The sequence below is a fragment of the Marinobacter sp. C7 genome (assembly GCF_022343555.1).
Classification (GTDB): Bacteria; Pseudomonadota; Gammaproteobacteria; order Pseudomonadales; family Oleiphilaceae; genus Marinobacter.
Map to the genome: position 1 here is coordinate 1,314,601 of NZ_JAKQZH010000001.1, position 22,981 is coordinate 1,337,581.

General features: G+C 58.3%; 18 protein-coding genes. 13 read left to right on the forward strand and 5 right to left on the reverse strand.

Translation table 11 applies throughout. The features are described 5' to 3' along the window. Window positions 1-147 precede the first annotated feature (147 nt). The 4 genes from putP to MD273_RS06055 all read left to right on the forward strand — a co-directional run bounded on the left by putP (window position 148) and on the right by MD273_RS06055 (window position 5,749). Window positions 148-1,638 carry a sodium/proline symporter PutP gene (gene putP / locus MD273_RS06040; protein ID WP_502846047.1) on the forward strand — a complete coding sequence of 497 codons (1,491 nt, stop codon included), beginning with the start codon at window positions 148-150 and terminating at the stop codon, window positions 1,636-1,638. Between the two features lie 187 nt (window positions 1,639-1,825). Next, the gene (locus MD273_RS06045) at window positions 1,826-2,836 is read left to right on the forward strand and encodes a TAXI family TRAP transporter solute-binding subunit (RefSeq protein WP_239036853.1); all 1,011 of its coding nucleotides are present in this window, start codon (window positions 1,826-1,828) and stop codon (window positions 2,834-2,836) included. A 2-nt stretch (window positions 2,837-2,838) separates the two neighbouring features. Continuing rightward, entirely contained in the window at window positions 2,839-4,989 is a 2,151-nt protein-coding gene (locus MD273_RS06050; protein WP_239036854.1) for a TRAP transporter permease, read from the forward strand. A gap of 13 nt (window positions 4,990-5,002) precedes the next feature. Continuing rightward, on the forward strand, window positions 5,003-5,749 hold the full coding sequence (locus tag MD273_RS06055; protein ID WP_239036855.1) for a sulfite exporter TauE/SafE family protein: 747 nt from the start codon (window positions 5,003-5,005) through the stop codon (window positions 5,747-5,749). Between the two features lie 78 nt (window positions 5,750-5,827). Here the strand turns inward: MD273_RS06055 and acnB are convergent, their stop codons facing one another. Beyond that, window positions 5,828-8,422: a bifunctional aconitate hydratase 2/2-methylisocitrate dehydratase gene (acnB, locus tag MD273_RS06060; RefSeq protein WP_239036856.1), complete on the reverse strand. Its 2,595-nt coding sequence runs from the start codon at window positions 8,420-8,422 to the stop codon at window positions 5,828-5,830. Between the two features lie 259 nt (window positions 8,423-8,681). Between acnB and MD273_RS06065 the strand changes: the two genes are divergently transcribed. Then, window positions 8,682-9,287, forward strand: coding sequence for a MiaE family protein (locus MD273_RS06065; protein WP_239036857.1), 606 nt, complete (start codon window positions 8,682-8,684; stop codon window positions 9,285-9,287). Between the two features lie 212 nt (window positions 9,288-9,499). Here the strand turns inward: MD273_RS06065 and MD273_RS06070 are convergent, their stop codons facing one another. Further along, window positions 9,500-10,384, reverse strand: a complete 885-nt coding sequence (locus MD273_RS06070; RefSeq protein WP_239036858.1) for a LysR substrate-binding domain-containing protein — start codon at window positions 10,382-10,384, stop codon at window positions 9,500-9,502. 141 nt (window positions 10,385-10,525) lie between these two features. Here MD273_RS06070 and MD273_RS06075 point away from each other — a divergent pair, with 141 nt between their 5' ends. Continuing rightward, a complete protein-coding gene (locus MD273_RS06075) occupies window positions 10,526-11,296 on the forward strand; it encodes a ferredoxin--NADP reductase (RefSeq protein WP_239036859.1) in 771 nt (256 codons plus the stop codon). Window positions 11,297-11,337: 41 nt separating this feature from the next. Here the strand turns inward: MD273_RS06075 and MD273_RS06080 are convergent, their stop codons facing one another. Then, a complete protein-coding gene (locus tag MD273_RS06080) occupies window positions 11,338-12,210 on the reverse strand; it encodes an ion transporter (RefSeq protein WP_239036860.1) in 873 nt (290 codons plus the stop codon). Window positions 12,211-12,311: 101 nt separating this feature from the next. On the opposite strand from MD273_RS06080, the gene MD273_RS06085 reads away from it, so the two are divergent. Continuing rightward, window positions 12,312-12,968, forward strand: coding sequence for an OmpW/AlkL family protein (locus tag MD273_RS06085; protein WP_239036861.1), 657 nt, complete (start codon window positions 12,312-12,314; stop codon window positions 12,966-12,968). A 70-nt stretch (window positions 12,969-13,038) separates the two neighbouring features. Here MD273_RS06085 and MD273_RS06090 read toward each other — a convergent pair whose 3' ends face one another. Further along, window positions 13,039-16,044 (reverse strand): LVIVD repeat-containing protein, encoded by a 3,006-nt coding sequence (locus MD273_RS06090; RefSeq protein WP_239036862.1) that lies wholly within the window; start codon window positions 16,042-16,044, stop codon window positions 13,039-13,041. A gap of 335 nt (window positions 16,045-16,379) precedes the next feature. Between MD273_RS06090 and MD273_RS06095 the strand changes: the two genes are divergently transcribed. Then, a complete protein-coding gene (locus tag MD273_RS06095) occupies window positions 16,380-16,772 on the forward strand; it encodes an acyl-CoA thioesterase (protein ID WP_239036863.1) in 393 nt (130 codons plus the stop codon). Window positions 16,773-16,823: 51 nt separating this feature from the next. Here MD273_RS06095 and MD273_RS06100 read toward each other — a convergent pair whose 3' ends face one another. Continuing rightward, a complete protein-coding gene (locus tag MD273_RS06100; protein WP_239036864.1) occupies window positions 16,824-17,387 on the reverse strand; it encodes an outer membrane beta-barrel protein in 564 nt (187 codons plus the stop codon). A 245-nt stretch (window positions 17,388-17,632) separates the two neighbouring features. Between MD273_RS06100 and MD273_RS06105 the strand changes: the two genes are divergently transcribed. The 5 genes from MD273_RS06105 to MD273_RS06125 all read left to right on the forward strand — a co-directional run bounded on the left by MD273_RS06105 (window position 17,633) and on the right by MD273_RS06125 (window position 22,970). Beyond that, window positions 17,633-18,523 carry a hypothetical protein gene (locus MD273_RS06105; RefSeq protein WP_239036865.1) on the forward strand — a complete coding sequence of 297 codons (891 nt, stop codon included), beginning with the start codon at window positions 17,633-17,635 and terminating at the stop codon, window positions 18,521-18,523. A 252-nt stretch (window positions 18,524-18,775) separates the two neighbouring features. Then, window positions 18,776-19,801: an amino acid ABC transporter substrate-binding protein gene (locus tag MD273_RS06110; protein ID WP_239036866.1), complete on the forward strand. Its 1,026-nt coding sequence runs from the start codon at window positions 18,776-18,778 to the stop codon at window positions 19,799-19,801. A 90-nt stretch (window positions 19,802-19,891) separates the two neighbouring features. After that, window positions 19,892-21,079: an amino acid ABC transporter permease gene (locus MD273_RS06115; protein ID WP_239036867.1), complete on the forward strand. Its 1,188-nt coding sequence runs from the start codon at window positions 19,892-19,894 to the stop codon at window positions 21,077-21,079. Continuing rightward, complete coding sequence (locus tag MD273_RS06120) at window positions 21,079-22,164, forward strand: amino acid ABC transporter permease (RefSeq protein ID WP_239036868.1); 1,086 nt, start codon at window positions 21,079-21,081, stop codon at window positions 22,162-22,164. The genes MD273_RS06115 and MD273_RS06120 overlap by 1 nt, the downstream gene beginning before the upstream one ends. A gap of 95 nt (window positions 22,165-22,259) precedes the next feature. Continuing rightward, window positions 22,260-22,970, forward strand: a complete 711-nt coding sequence (locus MD273_RS06125) for an amino acid ABC transporter ATP-binding protein (protein WP_251068180.1) — start codon at window positions 22,260-22,262, stop codon at window positions 22,968-22,970. Window positions 22,971-22,981 lie beyond the last annotated feature (11 nt).

The following is a 22,981-nucleotide window of genomic DNA, read 5'->3' on the forward strand; positions in this document are numbered from 1 at the left end:
GAAGACACGGATGTCTTACTGAATTCGGGCGGTGACGTTCCCGGATCAGGGTTGTCCCTCTCATCCTGGACTCAGGGTGCAGAAGGAGAGCCGTTGCAAGTCAACAACAAGTAACCCAAAAAAGCGCACGGGGAGAAAACCGAAATGATAGGAAACAACGTAGGGGTCACGATAACCTTTATCGCCTACATCCTGCTGATGCTGGGCATTGGTTATGTGGCCTGGAAGCGTACTTCCAACCTTTCTGATTACATTCTCGGCGGCCGTTCGCTCGGCCCGCTGCCTTCTGCACTAAGTGCTGGTGCCTCGGATATGAGTGGCTGGTTGCTGCTGGGTCTGCCCGGCTATGCCTACGCCGCGGGTTTCGAGGCCATCTGGATTGCCGTCGGCCTGCTGGTCGGTACCTGGCTGAACTGGCTGTTCGTCGCCAGTCGCCTGCGCACCTACTCGCTCTCTGCCGGTGACTCACTAACGCTGCCGTCGTTCTTCGAGAACCGGTTCAACGACACCAGCCGGATCCTCCGGGTCGTGTGTGCGTTCTTTATCCTGCTGTTCTTCCTGTTCTACACCAGCTCCGGCCTGGTCGCGGGCGGCAAGCTGTTTGAAACCGTGTTCGGCCTGGATTACACCGTTGCGGTCGTGGTGGGCACCATTGCGGTGGTTTCCTACACGTTCTTCGGCGGCTTCCTGGCGGTTTCCTGGACCGATGTCGTGCAGGGCCTGCTGATGTTTGCAGCGTTGCTGTTGGTACCGATCATGGCCCTGAACCTGGCCGGTGGCTGGGACGCGACTACTGCAGCCATGTCCGCCAAGAACCCGGAGCTGTTGAGTGCCTTCACGGGCACAGACGGTGAGTCCCTCGGCATCCTGGCTATCCTGTCCCTGCTGGGTTGGGGTCTCGGTTACTTCGGTCAGCCGCACATCCTGGCACGTTTCAAGGCCATCCGCAGCGAAGACGATGTGCCGACAGCTCGCCGTATCGCCGTGATCTGGAGTGGCCTGGGCCTGCTGGGCGCCCTGCTGGTTGGCTTCGCGGCCATCGGCTACTTCGACACTCCGCTGGAAGACGGTGAACGTGCCTTCATGCTGCTGGTGGATGCGCTGTTCCATCCGGTGATTGCGGGTATCCTGCTGGCGGCTATCCTGGCGGCCATCATGAGTACGGCTGACTCCCAGCTGCTGGTATCCTCCTCTGCGCTCGCCGAGGACTTCTACAAGGCGCTGTTCCGCACGGACGCGTCTCAGGCCGAGCTGGTCTGGGTGGGCCGTTTTGCCGTGGTTGGTATCGCGATTGTCGCCTGTATCCTGGGCCTGAACCCGGATAGCAAGGTACTGGAACTGGTGTCCTATGCCTGGGCAGGCTTCGGTGCCGCCTTCGGCCCGGCCCTGATCCTGTCCCTGTTCTGGCGTGAAATGACCAAGGCGGGTGCCATTGCCGGTATCGTCGTCGGTGGTGTGACTGTTGTGGTCTGGGGCAACATGTCCGGTGGAATCCTGGATCTCTACGAGATCATTCCGGGCTTCATCTTCGCCACCATTGCCATCGTGCTGGTGTCCAAGATGGGCGACAAGCCGCACGCGGACATCCTGGCCGGCTTCGATAAGGCCATCAAGGCGCGGTATCACAACCTGCCGTAAGGCAAGATCCGTGACCGGGACATGATCCCGGACATGCAAAGCCCCCGGCACCTGTGTCGGGGGCTTTTTTTGTGCCGTAACAGAAAGTTATGTTTACTCTCCGGGTGGAAACGGGGTGATCCAGCGACTATGTTGAGTAGGTTGAAGTCGAGCAAACCCGTAAAATAACGAAAAGGGGCAACCGTTCATGAACAAGCGAAACTTCCTGAAATCCGCCATGGGACTGGCCGCCGCCGCAGCGGTGTCCTTTTCCCCGGTCAGCGTCCACGCAGAGGGTAATTATGTGATGGGCACGGCCACCACCGGTGGAACCTATTATCCCGTGGGTGTGGCTATTTCCACCCTTATCAAGGTCAAGCTCGAGCCGAAAACCGGCATTTCGGTGTCTGCCATCAGCTCCGCAGGTTCCGGCGAAAACCTGAAGCTGATGGATGAGGGGCAGATCCAGTTCGGAATTCTGCAGGGGCTCTATGGCGCCTATGCCTGGAACGGTACCGGTCCGGTGCCCAAGGCTTACAAGAACCTGCGTTCGGTCTCCATGCTCTGGCAGAACGTCGAGCATTTCGTCGTACAGAAGGAACTGGCCGAGACCGGCACCATTTCGGATATGACCAATCTTTACGGGGAAAGCTTCTCGATCGGAGCCCGCAATTCCGGCACCGAGGGCTCGGGGCGTTTTATCCTGGGCAATCTCGAGATCGACCTGGAAAAGATGGATCTGGCGTATCTGGGCTATGGCCCCAGTGCCGATGCTCTGCAGAACGGCAATATTGACGGTATGAACATCCCGGCTGGCGTTCCTGCTTCTGCGGTTACCCGTGCCTATGCCAACCTGGGTGATGAGATTACCACGCTGAGCTTCACGGAAGAGCAGTTGGCCCAGGTTAACAGCGATTTCGAGCTCTGGAGCTCGTACAACATTCCCGCCGGGACCTATCCGAACCAGGAGGAGGACATTAACACCATTGCCCAGCCAAACATTCTGGCTGTCCGTGCCGATGTTTCCGAGGAGGATGTGTACGAGATCACCAAAACCATCTATGCGAACCTGCCGTTCCTGAACAACATCCATCCTGCAACCAAGGCCATGGCGTTGGAAAAGGCGATTGCCGGTTTGCCCATGCCACTGCATCCGGGCGCCGCCCGCTTCTACCAGGAGCAGGGGCTGACCATTCCTGACCGTCTGATCGCGAAGTAACCGTGGCTGATACGGAAAAGGACGGGTCCCTCGAAGGGATCCGGGATGAAAGTGTCAGTGGGGCCAGCGAACGCCTCGATCACCGGCTCCTGGGGCCGGTGATTTTTGGCCTGGCGATACTGACCTCGCTGACACACCTCTATTTCAATACCATCTCCACTTTGTCCGAGTTGTGGTCCTCGGCCTTGCACTTCGGACTGTTCGGGTTGATCTGTACCCTGACCACGCCGATGGTCCGGGCCCGATCCGCGACCGGCCAACGGTTTGTGCTCGGGATAGACGTTATTCTCGGTCTCCTTGCGCTCACCTGTGCGTTCTACCTGATTGCCTTCGAGACGGCGCTGTACGAGCGTGGCGTCAACTTCAACACCACGGATTGGCTGGTTTCGATCACAGCGGTCGTGCTGGTTCTGGAGTTCGCACGCCGGACGGTGGGCTGGTTCATTCCTTTACTCTGCATCGTGGCGCTGACCTACGTGGCCTGGTGGGGCCAATACGTTGACGGCATTTTCAATTTCCCGGGTCTGACCTGGGAGACGGTACTGTTCCGCTCCTACATCGGCGGCCAGGGCATGCTCGGTTCCATTGCCCGTATCTCCTGGACCTACGTGTTCATGTTTATCCTGTTCGGGGCGTTCCTGGTGAAGTCCGGGGCAGGGGATTTCATCATCGAGCTGGCCCGTTGTGCGGCCGGGCGCTTTGTTGGTGGGCCGGGCTTCGTGGCGGTGTTCTCGTCGGGCCTGATGGGGTCGGTTTCCGGCTCCAGTGTGGCCAACACGGTTTCCACCGGTGTTATTACCATCCCGTTGATGCGCAAATCCGGCTTTCCGGCCCGGTTCTCGGCCGGGGTCGAGGCGGCAGCTTCCACCGGCGGGCAGCTGATGCCACCGGTCATGGGGGCGGGGGCCTTCATCATGGCCTCGTACACCCAGGTGTCCTACCTGACCATCATCGGCGTAGCGGCATTGCCGGCGTTGCTGTATTTCCTGTCCGTGGCGATGTTCGTGCGTATCGAGGCCAAGCGCAGCCATGCGGTCAAGCTCGGGGACGATGAGGCCCCGCGCCTCGCCGAGGTACTCAGGGACGGCTGGCACTTCCTGCTGCCACTGGTGGTTCTGGTGGCAGCACTGATCTATGGCTTCACCCCGACCTATGCGGCGGGTATCGCCATTCTTTCGGTGATTGTGGCCTCGTGGTTGTCGAAGCACCCCATGGGTTTCCGGGATATTCTGGACGCTTTGGCCATGGGCGCGCGCAATATCATGACCACCGCGATCCTTCTGATCACCGTTGGCCTGATCGTGATGGTGGTCTCCACCACCGGTATCGGGAATACCTTCTCGCTGATGATTACCGACTGGGCCGGCGGCAGTCTGCTGGTGACCATTATCCTGGTGGCCCTGGCCTCGCTGATCCTCGGTATGGGGCTGCCAGTGACTGCGGCGTACATCGTCCTGGCGACGCTGTCGGCTCCGGCCATCTACCAGCTGATTGCCCAGAGCCAGCTTCTCGAGATGGTGATGGCCGGCAATCTGCCCGAACAGGCGAAGGCCATTTTCATGCTGGCGGCGCCGGACAGGATGGAGCTGCTCAATGCGCCAATGGACAGGGCAACTGCCATGGAGCTGCTGTCAGTGGTATCGGATACCTTCAGCAGCCAGTTGCTGGATCAGGCGTTGTCACCGGCGACCCTGTCGATGGCCCTGGTGGCGGCACACATGATCATTTTCTGGCTGTCCCAGGATTCCAACGTCACCCCGCCCGTGTGCCTGACGGCCTTTGCGGCCGCAGCCATTGCCGGCACACCGCAGATGCGCACCGGGTTTACCGCCTGGAAGCTGGCCAAGGGCCTGTATATCGTGCCTTTGCTGTTTGCCTATTCGCCGCTGATTACCGGGGACTTCTCCGAGATGATCCGGGTGTTCTGCTTCGCGCTGTTTGGCATCTACGCCATCATTGCGGGCCTGGAGGGGTATCTGGAACATCCGCTGAACCCGGCTGTGCGGCTGGTGATGTTCCCGACCGGGGCGTTGATGCTGTGGCCCCATGGCCAGGTGATGCTGGATGCCGCGGGCCTGGTGGTTTTCGTACTGGTGTTTGGCTGGAGCAGCCGCCAGGGCCGGGGAATCATTCCGGCCACGGCGAAAGCCTGATGGAACTGCGTCCATGACCATTGCGGAAGTGCTGGCTCTTCTGGCCATCGGAGGTATCGCCGGCTTTATCAATGTGATGTCGGCCGGTGGTTCTATGCTGACCCTGCCCCTTCTGATGTTTCTGGGCCTTCCGCCGCAAGTTGCCAATGGCACGAACCGGGTGGCGATTACCCTCCAGAGCGCGACCGCGGTCAGCGGCTTTCGCCGGATGGGCCATGGCAATCTCAGGGTCAGTCTGCATCTGGCGGTGCCTGCGATCATCGGATCATTACTGGGTGCGTGGATCGCCACGTGGGTTCCGGACGCTGTTTTTGAACTGGTGCTGGTCGTGGCCATGGTTGGTGCCTCCGTGTTCATGCTTTTACCGCAGCCGACGTTGGATACCCGCCCATTGACGACCGATCGTCTTGGGCCGTTCATTTTACTGGCGATGTTCCTGATCGGCCTTTATGGAGGGTTTATACAGGTCGGGGTGGGGGTCCTGTTTCTGGTGGTACTGTATCGGATTCTTAAAATCGACCTGCCTCAGGTGAACGTGCTTAAGGTCGCGATCACACTGCTCTATATCGTGCCGGCTTTGCTGATCTTTGCGATTAACGATCAGGTGCGGTGGGGGATGGGGATGACACTGGCCATCGGGAACGTTGCGGGAGCCTTCCTCGCAGTGAGGGTCAACCTGAGCAGCCGGGGTGCCCAGTGGGTTAAATGGCTGACGCTGGTGATGGTGGCGGCAATCCTGATGCGGCTGGTCTTCTACTGACCGCGCGTTTGAGCCGGGTCATAAAAAAACGCCAGCCCGAGGGCTGGCGTTTCTGTTGGAGGTTACTCCAGAAGCGACTTAGGCAACGTTGGCCTCGGACGCTTTCTTGGTGTACTCCTCCATCTGGTCGAAGTTGAGATAACGGTAGATCTCTTTCGACATGCTGTTCAGGTCCTTGGCGTACTCCATATACTCCTGCGGAGACGGGAGTTTGCCCAGAACCGCACCCACAGCTGCCAGTTCCGCGGAGGTCAGGTACACGTTGGCACCATCGCCCAGGCGGTTCGGGAAGTTACGGGTGGAGGTGGAGAGCACGGTGGACTTGGCTGCGACACGGGCCTGGTTACCCATGCACAGGGAGCAGCCCGGCATCTCGGTGCGAACACCGGCGGTGCCGTAGGTGTTGAAGTAACCTTCTTCCATCAGCTGCTGCTGGTCCATCTTGGTGGGCGGAGACATCCACAGACGGGTGCTCAGGGCGCCCTTGTGCTGCTCCAGCAGCTTGCCAGCGGCACGGAAGTGACCGATGTTGGTCATGCAGGAACCGATGAACACTTCGTCCACCTTGTCGCCAGCCACTTCGGACAGGAACTTGGCGTCGTCCGGATCGTTCGGGCAGCAGACGATCGGCTCCTTGATATCGGCCAGATCGATCTCGATCACGTGGGCGTATTCTGCGTCCTTGTCGGCACGCATCAGCTTCGGATCCTTCAGCCACTCTTCCATCTGCTGGGCGCGACGCTCCAGGGTACGCGGGTCGCCGTAACCTTCGGCAATCATCCAGCGCAGCATGGTGATGTTGGAGCGCAGGTACTCGGCCACGGACTCTTCGGACAGGTTGATGGTACAACCGGCCGCGGAGCGCTCGGCAGAGGCGTCAGACAGCTCGAACGCCTGCTCGACGGTCAGGTGCTCCAGACCTTCGATTTCCAGGATGCGGCCGGAGAATTCGTTGATCTTGCCCTTCTTCTCGACGGTCAGCATGCCCTGCTTGATGCCATACAGCGGGATCGCGTGTACCAGGTCACGCAGGGTGATACCCGGCTGCATCTCGCCCTTGAAGCGGACCAGAACAGATTCCGGCATATCCAGCGGCATAACACCGGTGGCAGCAGCGAAGGCTACCAGACCGGAACCGGCCGGGAAGGAGATGCCCATCGGGAAACGGGTGTGGGAGTCACCACCGGTACCCACGGTGTCCGGCAGCAGCATGCGGTTCAGCCAGGAGTGGATGATACCGTCGCCCGGACGCAGGGAAACACCGCCACGGGTGCGGATGAAGTCCGGCATGGTGTGCTGCATTTCAACGTCAACCGGCTTCGGATAGGCGGCGGTGTGACAGAAGGACTGCATCACCAGGTCGGCCTGGAAGCCCAGACAGGCCAGGTCTTTCAGCTCGTCACGGGTCATCGGGCCAGTGGTGTCCTGGGAACCGACGGTGGTCATGTGCGGCTCGCAGTAGGTGTTCGGACGAACGCCTTTGCCTTCTTCGAGGCCACAGGCCTTGCCGACCATCTTTTGTGCCAGGGTGAAGCCTTTGGTGCCGGCTTCCGGATCCTTCGGCAGACGGAAGATGTCAGTGGCGCCCATGCCCAGGGCCTGGCGAGCCTTGTTGGTCAGGCCACGACCGATGATCAGCGGGATACGACCGCCGGCCTGTACTTCGTCCAGGATCACGTCGGACTTGAACTTGAACTCGGAGATTACTTCACCGGCTTCGTTCAGGATCTTGCCTTCGTACGGGCGGATTTCGATCACGTCGCCCATGTTCATGTTGTCGACCGGGGCTTCGAATACCAGAGCGCCGGCGTCTTCCATGGTGTTGAAGAAGATCGGGGCAACCTTGCTGCCGATGCAGACACCGCCGGCACGCTTGTTCGGCACACCCGGGATGTCTTCACCGAAGAACCACAGAACAGAGTTGGTGGCAGACTTACGGGAAGAACCGGTACCGACCACGTCACCTACGAAGGCAACTGGCAGGCCCTTGGATTTGATTTCGTCGATCTGGCTCATCGGGCCAGTTACGCCGGGCTCTTCCGGCTTCAGGCCGTCGCGTTCCATCTTGTAGGCAGCGCGGGCGTGGAGCGGGATGTCCGGGCGGGACCAGGCATCCGGAGCCGGGGACAGGTCGTCGGTGTTGGTTTCGCCGGTAACCTTGAACACCACCATCTTGGTGCTCTCGGGAACCTTCTTCTTGTTGGTGAACCACTCGGCGTTGGCCCAGGACTCAACAACAGACTTGGCGACGGCGTTGCCGGCGTCCATCTTTTCCTTCACGTCGTTGAAGGCGTCGAACATCAGCAGGGTTTTCTTCAGCTGCTCACCAGCCAGTTCGGCCAGTTCACTGTCGTCCAGCAGTCCAACCAGAGTCTCGATGTTGTAACCACCCTGCATCATGCCCAGCAGTTTTACAGCGTATTCCTTGCTGATCAGCGGGGAGGTAGCTTCGCCTTTGGCGATGGCGGACAGGAAGGCGGCCTTGACGTAGGCAGCTTCGTCCACGCCCGGCGGAATGCGGTTTTCCAGCAGGTATACCAGGGTTTCCTCTTCACCCGCCGGCGGGTTCTTCAGCAGCTCAACCAGGGCTGCGGTCTGCTCGGCGTTCAGGGGCTTGGGGGGGATACCCAGGGCTTCACGTTCGGCAACGTGTTCACGATAGGCTTCTAACACGATATGGACCCTCATCAGTTGGAATGTCCCGCTTTACGGCATCATGCCTGGCGGGAGTTTTATGGCGAAAAGGCCACGGGAGCCTCTGAATAATGCCTGAAATTTTGGGTCGGGGTATTCAGGGTTTATTCAGAGACTCCCTAAACTGGCGCTGCATTCTATAGGAAACCCCTTACAAAGTTAAGTTGGACAGAGGTCGGAGAAGTCTGCTAGGTGCGTTATACTCCGGCCTCCCCAATTTTCAGCCCCAAAATCCGATATGACTGACGCCCTGCAAGAGATTCACGATTTCCTCCCGTGCCGCACCCCGCAGAAGTGGATCGACAATGCCCTGGCCAACCAGGACCTGTTGCTCATCGACCACGCCCATTGCGAAAAGAAAGCGGCTTCCACGGCCCTCAGCCTGATGTACCGCTACGTGGACAACCGTGACCTGTTGAACAAGATGTCCCGGCTCGCGCGGGAAGAGTTACGCCATTTCGAGCAGGTGCTGGCGATCATGAACAAGCGTGGCGTGGATTATGGCCACCTCACACCGGCCCGATATGCGGCCGGGCTGCGGCAGGCGGTGCGCGCCGAGGACCCGGGGCGGCTGGTGGACGTGCTCATTGTAGGCGCAATCATCGAGGCCCGGTCCTGTGAGCGGTTTGCCGCGCTGGCGCCGTATCTGGATGACAAACTGACGGATTTCTACAACGGCCTGTTGAAGTCCGAGGCGCGGCATTACCAGGACTACCTGAAGCTGGCGGTGCAGGCCAATGGCGGGCCCGTGGATGAGAGAGTGGGGGCGTTTCTGGCGATCGAGAAGGAGTTGATCGAGTCGCCGGATAGTGAATTTCGCTTCCACAGTGGGCCGGTGGGCTAGCACGGGTTCGCGAAGGTAAGACGGGGTCAGAAGAACATTTTCTTCTGACCCCAGGTTCACGCCTCAAACTCCGGGCTTCGACCCAAAAATGGGGTCAGATGAAGGCTTTCATCTGACCCCTGGTTTACGCTCCGAACTCCGGGCTTCGACCTGAAAATGGGGTCAGATGAAAGCTTTCATCTGACCCCTTCTTCATCTTGGCCCTGTCTTCATCACTCCAGCCCCCGGCACAACTCCATCCACGCATCAATCCCCGCACTCCGATACTTCTGCTTGTGCAGGATGAAATAAAACTGCCGGTCAAAGCGCCGATGCTCCGGCACTTCCAATGGCACCAGGCTGCCCCGTCGGAAGGCGTCGGCCAGAACCACCTGCGACAGGCAGCCGATACCCAGATCTGCCTCCACCGCCCGCTTGATCGCCTCGGTATGCTCCAGTTCCAGCAACACATTCAGATCCGGTAGCAGGCCGTGCATGCCGCGCTCGAAGCTTTGACGGGTTCCGGAGCCCTGTTCGCGCATGATCCAGGTGGCTTCGCGCAGATCGTCATCGGTCAGTTTGCCCTTGCTGGCCAGCGGGTGAGTAGGGGAGCAGAACACCATCAGTTCGTCCCCCCGCCAGGGAATGACCTCAAGCTCGGACGACTGCAGTTCCCCCTCGATCAGACCGATGTCCAGTTCGAAATCCTTCACCCGCCGGGCAATGGTGCTGGTGTTGGCCACCTCCAGAGAAACCCGGGGATGGGTAGGGGTATTCATGTATTGGGCCATGACCCCGACGGCCAGATAGTTTCCGATAGTCAATGTGGCGCCGACTTTGAGGGCGCCGACTTCCGTGTGCTTATTGAAGGCCTGTTCCAGTTCCCTGGCCTGGGCCAGCACGGATTCCACTTTGGGTCGGTACAGGCGCCCGAGTTCATTGAGCTGAAGGCGTTTGCCCACCCGGTCAAAGAGCTGGATATCGAACTGGCTTTCCAGCTCCTTGAGGGCGCTGCTGGCCGCGGACTGGGACATGGCCAGTGAATCGGCAGCCCGGGTGATGTTCTGGAAGTGGGCGGCGGCAAGGAAGACTTCAAGCTGACGGAAACTGAATTTCATAAGGAAGCGCCATAAATCGATTTTGTCGAATAAGGTTATGGGTATATCCCATTTCATCGATAGGTTAGCCATGGGTTACACTTCAGGCAATCGATATTCAGACAAATCAAGTTTTTGCTTGATCGCAGGTATGAGGTTTACATGAGCAACCTGATGAAAGAAACGGTCACCAGCGTCCATCACTGGAACGACACCCTGTTCAGTTTCAAGACCAGTCGCGATCCCGGGTTCCGGTTCAAGAACGGTCATTTTGTGATGATCGGCCTTGAGACCGATGGCAAGCCGCTTATGCGCGCCTACAGTATCGCCAGCGCAAACTATGAGGAAGAGCTTGAGTTCTTTTCCATCAAGGTGCCGGACGGCCCGCTGACCTCCCGCCTGCAGCAGATCAAGCCGGGCGACGAGATCCTGCTGAGCAAGAAGCCGACCGGCACCCTGGTGCTGGACAACCTTCTGCCTGGCAGGAACCTCTGGCTGATCAGCACCGGCACCGGACTGGCCCCGTTCATGAGTATCATCAAGGACCCGGAAGTCTACGAGGCTTTCGACAAGGTGATCCTGACCCACGGTGTGCGCTACATCTCGGAGCTGGCCTACCAGAAAGAAATCGAGGAGCTGCCGGAAAACGAATTCTTTGGCGAGATGGTGAAAGGCAAGCTGTTGTACTACCCGACTGTCACCCGGGAGCCGTTCCGTAACGAGGGCCGCCTGACCGATGCCATGGAGTCTGGCAAAATCACACGGGATCTCGAGCTTCCGGATTTCGATCCTGACCATGACCGATTCATGATCTGCGGCAGTCCCAGCATGCTCAAGGATACCTGCGCCATCCTGGACAAGATGGGATTCCGCGAGGCCCGGGGCGGCGACATGGGGCACTACGTGATCGAGCGGGCGTTTGTGGAGCAGTAAGCTCTCGGTTCAGCGGATTCGCTCATGAAAGCCCCGGGGTCTCAGGCCCCGGGGCTTTTTGCTTTCTTGCGAGGGTCGGTGGTCTCTTCATCAAGCCAGGTACCACAGTACTTGCAATAGCGGGCGTCCTGCTCGTGGCGGTGCTTTCCGCAACCCGGACAGGCTTCATTGGAATAGCGCTCCCTCTGAAGAGCCCGGATGACCTCAGCGGAAAAAATACCCACCGGCAAGGCAATGATCGAGTAACCGGTGAGCATGATCGCGACGGAGATGAATTGTCCCAGAGCCGTAACTGGGGTGATGTCCCCATAGCCGACCGTGGTCAGAGTGACGATCCCCCAGTAGATGGCCTTGGGAATGCTGCTGAAGCCCGCTTCGGCCGGTTCGATCAGATACAGGACGGACGAAAAGATGGTCACCAGCATCAGGACGGTGAACAGGAAAAGCCCGATCTGGTGCCGGCTCCGTACCAGGGCTCCCCAGAGCAGACGCTTCTCCCCCTCCAGTGTCATCATTTCCAGAACCCGGAACAGACGGAGCGCGCGCAGTAGCCGCACAACCACCAGTACCTGAGCCCCTGGGAAGATCAGCACCAGCCACGTGGGCAGGACCGCCAGAACATCAATGACTCCATAAAAGCTTTTCAGGTAGAGCCAGGGTTTTTCCAGGCAGTAGATCCTCAGTGCCAGCTCAATGGTGAAGATAACGGTAACGACCCATTCTGTGTAGAAAAACAGCGAACCGAAGCGCTCGTGATACCGGTCAATGCTGTCCAGCATCACGATCGCTACGCTTAGGAAGATCAGTAGTATCAGGGCGATATCAAACGCCTTGGCGACCGGTGTGTCCGACTCGAAGATCAGCTGGAAAAGGCGCGTTCGTAAGCCCAGTTTGGCGGGTTTGAGGGTCGGCATCCGGTGGGTGTCTCCTGTTCCTTCAAGGACGGCTGATCTTTACTAGACTCTAGAGAGCGTTATCTCGTCCCGTCAACTCACTTTCCCCGGAGGAAAACACTATGAAGGGAGTTTTGGGCTCAGGTCTGGCCAGTGCTGCGGTTATTCCATTGTTGGGGGTGGTGCTGACAGGCCCGGTATACGCCGGAGCCGGCGATTTTTATGTCCGGGCCGGAGTCAGTGCCATGGATCCGGATACGGGTAGTGAGAGCTTCTCGGCCATACCCCGTAGCGGTGTCCGCCTGGAAAGCGATATTGCCCTCAGTGGCACCCTGGGATGGTTTTTCACGGACTATGCCGCCCTCGAAATCAGTTCCTCGTTACCGTACTCGCCCGATCTTGAAGGCAATCACCGCTTGAAGGATCTTGGTTTAGGCCAGATCGGTGATGTGAAGTACGTGCCGACCTATCTCACCATGAATTTCTTCATGGACGACACTTCTGCCGTCACCCCTTACCTTGGCGCCGGCGTTGCATTCAACAAGTTCTATGATGAGAACGCCAGACCGTCCGGTCTCGACGTCAATCTGGACAGCACCTTTGACCCCACCTTACTGGCAGGCGTTGAGCTGGATTTCGGTGGGCCGGTACTGGTCAATTTCGACGTTCGGTATACCCTGCTGGACACAGACGCCAGATTTTCCGGAGCCATTAACGAAACTATTGAAATGGAGGTCGATCCGGTGGTGTTCACGCTGGCGGTGGGGCACCGGTTTTGAATGGAACTTGCCATCCATGAAACGAAGAAGGCCGGGAGTTCCCGGCCTTCTTCATTCTGGTGTCGAGGTTTTACTGACGGAAGATCACCAGCCCCCCGCCACCATCGGCCACGTAGACCCGTCCATTCGCGATCGCGGTTCCTGTCGCTTCACCGACGGTCTGCTGGTGCTCGAGGAGTACCGGATTGGCGGGATCGCTCCAGTCGAGTTTGGCAACACCCGCTTCCCCGTACGCTACGTAGAACAGCAGCCGTGGTTCGTCGAGGGTGTACCATTGTCCGTCGCCATCGACCAGGAGGGTGTCGGCGGGGAAGTACTGCGGGGTCATGTACAGGGCCTCTGGATCAGACTCCTCAAGTCCCGGTTCGGCCTGGAGCCGATACTGGGCGACTGCCTCCGGGCGGTAGTCGAAACCGCTGCCACCCATGCTCCAGATCTTGTCCGGTTCGACCCCCGAGGGCAGTGGCGCCAGCAGATCGTCAATGCTGTAGGCCAGCAGCCCGAAACCGCCGTAGCTGAAGTAGGCATGGTCACCGATGACATCCACATCGACGCTGCGGCTGTCGGCCTTGCCGATGTGCACGGTGCCATCCAGTTCTTCCTCGATCTTGATTGGCTGGAAGATCTTGACCAGTTCCATGCCGGGGGTGACCCCGTCCAGCAGAAGGCCGGTCATGTCGACCACGGCAATACCGGAGTGGCCGGAGGCCACGAAGGCGTAAATGCTGCCGTCTGAAGGGCTTGTCCAGAGTTCAACGCCCGAAGCCCGACCCAAAAGAGGATTGCCGGTCGCTGAGCCCAGGTTGGCAACGACGTGGTTACCGGTACCGTCGGCGGGGTTCATGGTCATGTCGTATACGGTCAGTCCGTTGCTGCCGTCTGCCACCACCGCATAATTACCATGGAAATCCACGTCATAGGCGTGATCCTGCCGGCTGATGCCACCGAACGAGCCTGAGTCCAGGTTATGCTCGAAGAAGTCCGAGGGTTGTGGTGTCAGCAGTAGCGGTGTGCCGGGAACACCCTGGCCGGCCTCTGCCCCGGTTACATCCACGCGGCGCAACCCCAGGCTCTGGGACATCACATAGGCCATGTCGTCATTGCCACCCATGATCACGTTATAGGCATGGGGAGTCGGGTAGACCGTGGAGCCGTCCGGGTTGTCGACTTCGTATTCGTCGACCACCGTATTGGCTACCACGTGTGGTTCATCAAGCGCATTGCCATCGGCATCCGCGATCTGCCAGACAATCATCCCATGGGGGCCATCGGCCATGTAGAGATACTGTTGCGTCGCCGCTACGCCTTGGGTGTGACCCACCGCCAGGGGCGAAGTTGGCGCGCCATCGGCATCGGCATAGGTTTCCGTGGTACTGGCAAAGTAGGCGGGTACCGTGAACTTGGTGGCCATGTCGGTGCTCCCGGTTGTCAGGTCACCAATATCCATGAAGTTGAGGCCACCGGCACCCGTGGCCTGGACCACGTCCACGGCGCCAGGGTCATCACTGATGCCTTCCATCAGGAACAGCGCGTTGCCATGGCCGCTTACTTCACCGGTGACCAGCAGGCTCGGGGCCTCGTACATCCAGATGGGCAGCGATTCGTTGTCGTCCGGGTTCCAAGCGCCCATGTCGTAGGAGGTCACGAACTCGTAGTCGGGCCAGTGTAGCCTTTCCGGGAACAGGTCGTTATCAAAGCCTCCGGCGCCTTGTTGCCAATTTCCGGCAGGAGCATCGGCGTTATCCAGGGCGACCAGACCGGCAAAGTGGTCGGCATAGTACACCCGGTTGTTGGTGGTATCGACCTCGACATCGACGACGCCCGCTTCCTTGAGCATACCTACCCCGAAGTAGGGGAACAGGCTCTGTGACTGCTCACCGGTCGGCTCATCGGGGCCATGGGCAGGCACGGCCGGGGCATAGCCCTGGTAGGCGATGTTGGCAGTGTCGGTGGCGTCCACTGCTACCAGACCGGCCAGACCGTAGGCCAGGTAAACGATGGTCTGGTTGCCGCTACCGGTGTTGTAGGTTTCGACATCCAGCTTGTTGGCCTTGTAGTAGTACTTGCCGTAGCGGTCGAAATCCGCCCAGGGTGTCGCAGCCGTGTCATTGTCGCCATGCCAGACTTCCAGAATCTCGAAGGAGGCCTGGTTATGGTTGGGCATGCCCGTCTCGGCGTCCAGGTACCCTTCGCCATCGGCCGTGGCACCGGTCTGGACCTGGGTTGTCACGTCCATGTCCAGGAACCAGTCTTCGGAAACGCTGGTATCGGTATAGAGGTTGTAGTAACCGATGCGGTCCAGAGTGGCCGGATCATAGACTCCGAGCCCGAGGAAGCCGATGGCCGCATACAGGTTGCCGTCCGTATGCAGCTGCAAATCTGCCGGGGCACCCCAGGGGTGCTCCCCCGAGTATTGGAGGGTGTAGACCTCATCGTCGATGACGAGCGTCCCGTCTTCCTCCGTAGCCGGTGTTGCCGAGACGACATTGGCAAGGGCGGTACGGTGGATGCCGTAACTCTCGTTTGCAACCCACAGGTCGATGCCGTTCGTCTCCAGAGACTTGATGAAGCCGTGCCCCGAGATAGTGACGTCTGTCACTACGTCACCGCCGCCTTCAGCGTATTTGATTCCGCTCTGTTCGTAATTCACGGGTGTCGTATGCAGCACCTGCATCGAAGCCGGATCGGTGATGTCGACCACCGCAATCCCGGATTCGCGAACCGCCGCCAATGCATAGGTGCGCCCCTCATAGGGCACCACAAGAATGTCCTGGATAAAGCTTTCCAGTTCGATCTCATGGACCGCGCCTGCGGTGGTCTGGATCGGTGTGATTGCCAGGCGGTTGGCCATGTTGTAGACCGCCCAGTCAGTCCCACCGACTTCGGCACGGGCCGTTGCAGTCGTGGCGCCGCCGATCTGGACGGCTTTTTCGGTCAGGAATGCCTCGACAATGGCTTCGCCCTGCGGAGTGCCCAGTGAGGCATCGTGATCGCTGCGCTCGCAGCCGGTCAGGATTGTAACTAAACCTGCCGCCAGAGCGCCTGGCAGAACGGACCGACGAAATTTACTACCCATAACTCAAATCTCCCTGGCTTTTTGTTGGCCAAGTGGCCGAGCCTTTACAAGTCTTTTCGAGTGGAGGCAGAAACGTTAGTGGTCCTGATGAGTTGACCAAAAACTACACGTTCTGTACTGGCAATATAGAAGTCACTCGGCGAATTGCATATTGATATGCCTCAAGGCTATGACAAATGTAATTGGTTGAATCGATCGCCCTGTCGACCTCCCGCAGTAATGGCGCTTGGGATCATCTTCGGGTATTTTGCCGCGCAGAAAGCCGTCATGCTCAATCTCACCGACGCGTTGCGGCACGAATAACCAGCACAGAGATACAACGACAGGAAACGAGAATGTTCAAACTCGAGATTGAACCAAGATTCAGCGATACCGACGCTCTGGGCCATATCAGCAACACGTCATTGCCGGTCTGGTTCGAGCAGGGTCGGACTCCGATTTTCCGGATTTTCCACCCGACGCTGGAAGTCAAAACCTGGCCGCTGATTCTGGCGCGCCTGGAGATTGACCTGCTGGCCCAGAGTTACTGGCATATGCCGGTGGAAATCCGCACTGGCGTCGGTGAGATAGGTAACAGCTCTTTCCGCGTGATCCAGGAGGCCTGGCAGGATGGCAAGAAGATCGCCCGCGGCGTCTCAGTGCTGATTCACTTTGACTATGAGCATGAAAAATCGGTTCCAATTCCAGAGGGTATCAAGGCGAAACTGGCCGAGCACATGATGGAGTAACGGGTTGTTGGAGGCCCTGTCAGCGACAGGGCCTGACGGTTCATCCGGGAATCAGAACCGGTAGGTCGCACCGATGCTCAGAACATCAATGTCGTAGGTGTCGAAACGGCCCACAATGGCCAGATTGTCTTGCAGGTTGTAGCGGGCGCCAATACCCACGCCGAGTTCGATCTCGGAATCGCTGGCTGAGCCCATTGGAGTGTCAACCTCTGCATCCACATAAACCAGGCCGGCCCGGCCCAGCAGTTCCAGCCCCTTGGCCTGTCCATCCAGGCGCAGGGTATAGGTGGCATAACCGCCCAGGCCGAAATAACTTGCCTCAAGTTTCTGTCCGAAATAGCTGCTCTCGGCATCTGCAGCGGTCAGGGTCAGCTCGGCTTCCGCACCCAGTCCCGGTGCGACCTGATCCAGACTCGTACCGAAAGTACCTGCAACAACAATGGCATCATCGCTCAGGTCCATATCGGCGAAGCCCAGGCGTGCTTCCGCGTAGCCATTTGCAACCAGATCGTTGGTGGTGAGGCCATTGGAACCAGAGGTGGCGTGGTTATCCGCGTGGGCAACTCCGGAAGCGAGGGCGGCGCACAGAGCCGAGCAAATCACTGCGTTCTTCATACAACATCCTTTTTCTGTTATTGAGTGCCGGATCGGACAGCCTCCGATACCGGAGCCCGGAACCTATATTATTGAAAACAGGCAATCTTTAGTCTTTTTGTAACCCGGTGACACGAGTCGCATTTGGCGAATATCCGTGGAGAAGGCAATCAACCTGAACAATCGGTAAATACCCAGCCATTACCGATCAGTTCCTTGTGCTTCATAATTGTTGATGAGGGATTTTTTCTGAAGGGGGCAAACGATTGGCCAAGAGATTGTTTTCGGGAGTACTGTTGATTTCCTTCCTGGTTCTGACCGCTTGCGATGCCGGTCCTGACGAGGATTCCCGTGGGGCTCCCGCGAAGGAATCGGTGTCTGCGGATCAGCGTGCCGGGGGGGCTGACATTTCACTGGCGCTTGAACCCGCACAACTGGACTGGGTCGGCCAGAAGATATTTCAGAACGAATGCGCGGGTAAGCTGGAATGCCTGGTGCACTGGAACGCCGGGGAAGCGTTCCCTTCGCTGGGGATTGGTCATTTCATCTGGTACCCGCAGGGCGTCGAAGGACGATTTGTCGAAAGTTTTCCCAAACTGATCCAGTACATGACCCAGCGCCAGGCACCGGTGCCGGACTGGCTGGTGAATCTCGATCCGTTTGATGCTCCCTGGCCCGACCGACAGGCATTTCTGGGCGAGGAGGATTCCACCCGTGTCGCGGAACTTCGCGAGTTTCTTGCCGGCACCCAGGGATTGCAGGCGGAGTTCATTTTCCGACGGGCCAAGGATTCTCTGGAAAAGGTCATTCGGGCTGCTCCCCGGGACCGCCGTGAGGACGTGCGCTCATTGCTGGCGGATCTCAGTTCGACCCCCGGAGGCGTTTACGCCTTGATGGATTATGTGAACTTCAAGGGTGAGGGGCTCGCTGCAACCGAACGATACCAGGGGGAGGGTTGGGGCTTGTTGCAGGTGTTGCTGAATATGGAAACCGGGCGCGGCAAGACATCCCTGACAGCATTTCGGGAGGCGGCGGGTGAAGTGCTGACCCGACGCGCCCTGCATGCCGAGAATCCGATAGAGCGGGAGCGTTGGTTACCTGGCTGGCTACACAGGCTGGACACCTATCGCGAACCTGCCCCGGCAAGCGAAGAATAATAATTTTTCTCAAACAGTATTTGATTTTGCTAAGAATGTTCTACGCTTTGAGGTAACTGCCCCGTACAGGAGCGCGAGGGCAGGGGCTGCTCCGTTATGATGCAGCGGAGTTTGCCAGTCTTCCGCGACACTTCTGTGCCGGGAGGGTTTTTCAAGGATAAATATAACAAAATCAAGGTGTTGAGTTGTTGTGGCTCGGTAATTGCTGCTGAGCCCATGTCGTTCTCAACACCAAAACCTCGGAGATAAAGAATGCTCAAAGTCCGATCGATTGCTGCCGGTGCAGCGCTAGTCATTGGTACGTTCGCTTCCTCTCAGGCCCTTGCCGCCTCTACCCTGGACACTGTTAAAAACAGAGGCCACCTCCAGTGCGGTGTAACCAACGGTCTCCCGGGCTTTTCCCAGCCTGACGAAAATGGCAACTGGACGGGTATCGACGTGGATACCTGCCGGGCCGTGGCCGCTGCTGTTCTGGGTGACGGAAAGGCGGTGGAGTTTACGCCCCTGACAGCCAAGGAACGTTTCACCGCTCTGCAATCCGGCGAGATTGATATGCTGTCACGGAACACCACCTGGACGCTGACCCGGGACGCTTCGCTGGGCCTGAACTTCGCCGGTGTGAACTACTACGATGGCCAGGGGTTCCTGATTAACAAGGGCATCGGAGTGGACGATGCCTCCCAGCTGAGTGGCGCGACCATCTGTATCCAGTCCGGTACGACCACCGAGCTGAATCTCTCGGACTACTTCCGTGCCAAGGGTATGGAGTTCAAACCGATCGTGTTCGATACCTCTGAACAAACGGTACAGGGGTTTTCAGCAGGTCGGTGTGACGTCCTGACTTCGGATCGTTCCCAGTTGGCCGCACTGCGTTCGAAGCTGGCTGATCCGAGCTCGGCGAAGATCCTGCCTAACACGATCTCCAAGGAGCCGCTGGGGCCGGTTGTCCGCCAGGGCGATGACCAGTGGTTCAATATCGTGAAATGGGTACTCTCGGTTCAGATCAACGCGGAAGAGCTGGGCGTCACCCAGGCTAACGTCGACGACATGCTGAAGTCGGACAACCCCAATATTCAGCGTCTGCTGGGAACGGACGGCGATATGGGCGCGAAACTGGGTCTCCAACACGACTTCGGATACGAGGTTATCAAGCACGTTGGCAACTACGGCGAGATGTATGACCGCAACGTCGGTCCTGACACTCCGCTCGGTCTTGACCGCGGCCTGAACGCGCTCTGGACTGAAGGCGGGATAATGTACGCCCCGCCGGTTCGTTAAATCCTGAAAGCATGTCGGGGGCGTCACCAAAGGCGCTCCTCGACTTATCTCTGATGAGTCAAGAAGCAGGGAAGCTTTCGGGGAAACTTGATGAAAAAACAAACGATCGATTCGAGGCCGGCGGGACCCAAGCCCTGGTATGACCCCCGGGTTCGATCACTCTTCTTCCAGGCTGTAGTCATCGCCTTTGTCTTCTGGGGTGGCTGGACACTCGTCGACAACACGCTCTCTAACATGGAGAGCCGGGGAATCAGCACCGGTTTCGGATTCCTCGATGAATCCGCTGGCTTTGCCATTATCATGAGCCTGGTGCCCTACGACGCAACGATGTCCTATGGCCGCACCTTCTGGGTAGGTCTCACCAATACCCTGCTGGTCTCCGCGATGGGGGTTGTTGCTGCGACAATTCTCGGTTTTCTGATCGGTGTCGCGAGGCTGTCGAATAACTGGTTGGTCGCCAAGATCTCTTTGGTGTACATCGAGGTTATTCGTAATATTCCGCTGCTGTTGCAGATTTTCTTCTGGTATTTCGCGGTGCTCAGTAATCTGCCATCTCCCCGTCAGAGTGTGGACGTGGGCGGGACAGTGTTCCTGAACAACCGGGGGTTGTACCTGCCGGAGCCATTGACGCAGGACGGCTTCGGTCTCGTCTGGGGCGCCATCATCGTGGCGATCGTGGCGGTTGTCGGGCTGAAACGCTGGGCCAAAAGACGGCAGCTGGCGACCGGCGAGATTTTCCCAACGTTCAGGGTAGGTCTGGCCATTGTCGTGCTACTGCCGGTGTTGGCCTATTTCGTCGCGGGGCAGCCTCTGGTGTGGGACATTCCCGCACTCAAGGGATTCAACTTTGGCGGTGGCATCACACTGATTCCCGAACTGGCGGCCCTCTGGATCGCGCTCTCGCTGTACACCGCCAGCTTTATCGCGGAAATCGTGCGGTCCGGGATTCTGTCCGTCAGCAAAGGCCAGACAGAGGCGGCCCATGCACTTGGTTTACCTAACGGGCTGACCCTTCGGCTCGTTGTCATTCCCCAGGCCATGCGGGTGATCATTCCACCCCTGACCAGCCAGTATCTCAACCTGGTGAAAAACTCATCGCTGGCAACCGCGATCGGTTACCCCGATCTTGTGGCTGTCTTCATGGGGACCACACTGAACCAGACAGGACAGGCCGTTGAGGTTGTCGCAATCACAATGGCGGTCTATCTAACCATCAGCCTGCTTATCTCCCTGTTCATGAATATCTATAACCGGGCCGTGGCGATTAAGGAGCGATGATGGCGGAGTCAACGATGAAACCACCCAAAAAGGCGTTCCATCCGATTGCCTGGATGCGGGAGCACCTCTTCTCAACCTGGTACAACTCGCTACTGACTGTGCTGGTCGGATACCTGCTCGTGACAAGTGTTGGGCCGTTGGTGAGCTGGGTCTTTCTGGATGCCAACTTCCGGGGCAGCGAACCCAGTGACTGTACCGGTGCTGGCGCTTGCTGGCTGTTTGTCAGCCAGCGCCTTAATTTCTTCATCTACGGATTCTATCCGGACGAGTTGCAATGGCGGGTGGATGTGATGTTCATCCTTCTTGCCGTTGCCTTTGTGCCCCAGTTCATCGAGCGATTTCCCGGACGGAAATGGCTGGGGCTTTTCGGTATCACCGGGCTGCCCGTTATTGGTTATTTCCTCATTCCGGGCGGTCTGTTTGGGCTGGAGACCGTTGAAAGCACCAAATGGGGCGGCTTGATGCTGACCCTCATTCTGGCTTATATCGGTATCCTGGCGTCCCTGCCCATCGGGATTCTCCTGGCGCTGGGGCGTCGCTCCGACATGCCGATCATTCGTGGTCTGTGTGTGGTGTTCATTGAAGTCTGGCGTGCGGTTCCACTCATTACCGTGCTGTTCATGGCATCGGTGATGCTGCCGTTGTTCCTGCCCGAAGGTATGAACTTTGAAAAGCTGCTCCGGGCCCTGATCGGGATTACCTTGTGGCAGTCGGCCTACATGGCGGAGGTCATTCGCGGGGGCTTGCAGGCCATCCCGCGGGGTCAGTACGAGGCAGCCGATGCGCTGGGCCTGGGCTACTGGAAAAAAATGGGGCTGATCATTCTGCCGCAGGCACTGAAGCTGGTCATTCCGGGCATCGTGAATACCTTCATTGCCCTGTTCAAGGATACCACCCTGGTACTGATTATCGGGCTGTTTGATGTGCTTGGCACCGTGCAGTCCACCGTGACGGACCCGGCCTGGCAGAACGTTGCCGTGGAAGGGTATGTCTTCGTCGCCTTCTGCTTCTGGGTTTTCTGCTTCGGTATCTCCCGATACAGCCAGAACCTCGAACGCAAACTCGATACCGGTCACAAAACCTGATGGGTAACTCAATGACAGAACAAACCCAAACTCCCGAAACTCAGTCAGCTCCTTCCAGTCAGGAAGACAAGCCCGACATCATACGGGTTGAGCAGATGCACAAGTGGTATGGGGATTTCCATGTCCTCAAGGACCTGAACCTGACGGTCAAGCAGGGTGAGCGCATCGTTATCTGCGGACCCTCCGGTTCCGGGAAGTCGACGTTCATACGCTGTATCAATCGCCTGGAGGAGCACCAGCAAGGCAAGATCATCGTTGATGATGTCGAGCTGACAGACGACGTTCGGCACATTGATACCGTGCGGCGTGAGGTTGGCATGGTGTTTCAGCACTTCAACCTGTTTCCGCACCTGACGGTACTTGAAAACTGTTGCCTGTCACCGATCTGGGTGAGGAAAATTCCCCGCAAGGAAGCCGAGGCCACGGCCATGGAATACCTCGAGCGGGTGAAAATTCCCGACCAGGCCAACAAGTACCCGGGGCAGTTGTCCGGGGGGCAGCAGCAGCGGGTGGCGATTGCCCGTGCCCTGTGCATGAAGCCAAAGATCATGTTGTTTGATGAGCCGACCTCCGCCCTGGACCCGGAAATGATCAAGGAGGTGCTGGACGTCATGATCGAACTCGCTGGCAGTGGCATGACCATGCTTTGCGTTACCCACGAGATGGGATTCGCCAAGACGGTGGCTGATCGGGTTATCTTTATGGATGGGGGCGAGATCGTGGAGGAGGCTCCGCCTCACGAGTTCTTCAGTCACCCCAAAGAGCCCAGAACCCAGAAGTTCCTTCAACAGATTCTGCAGCACTAGCAGGAAAAAGG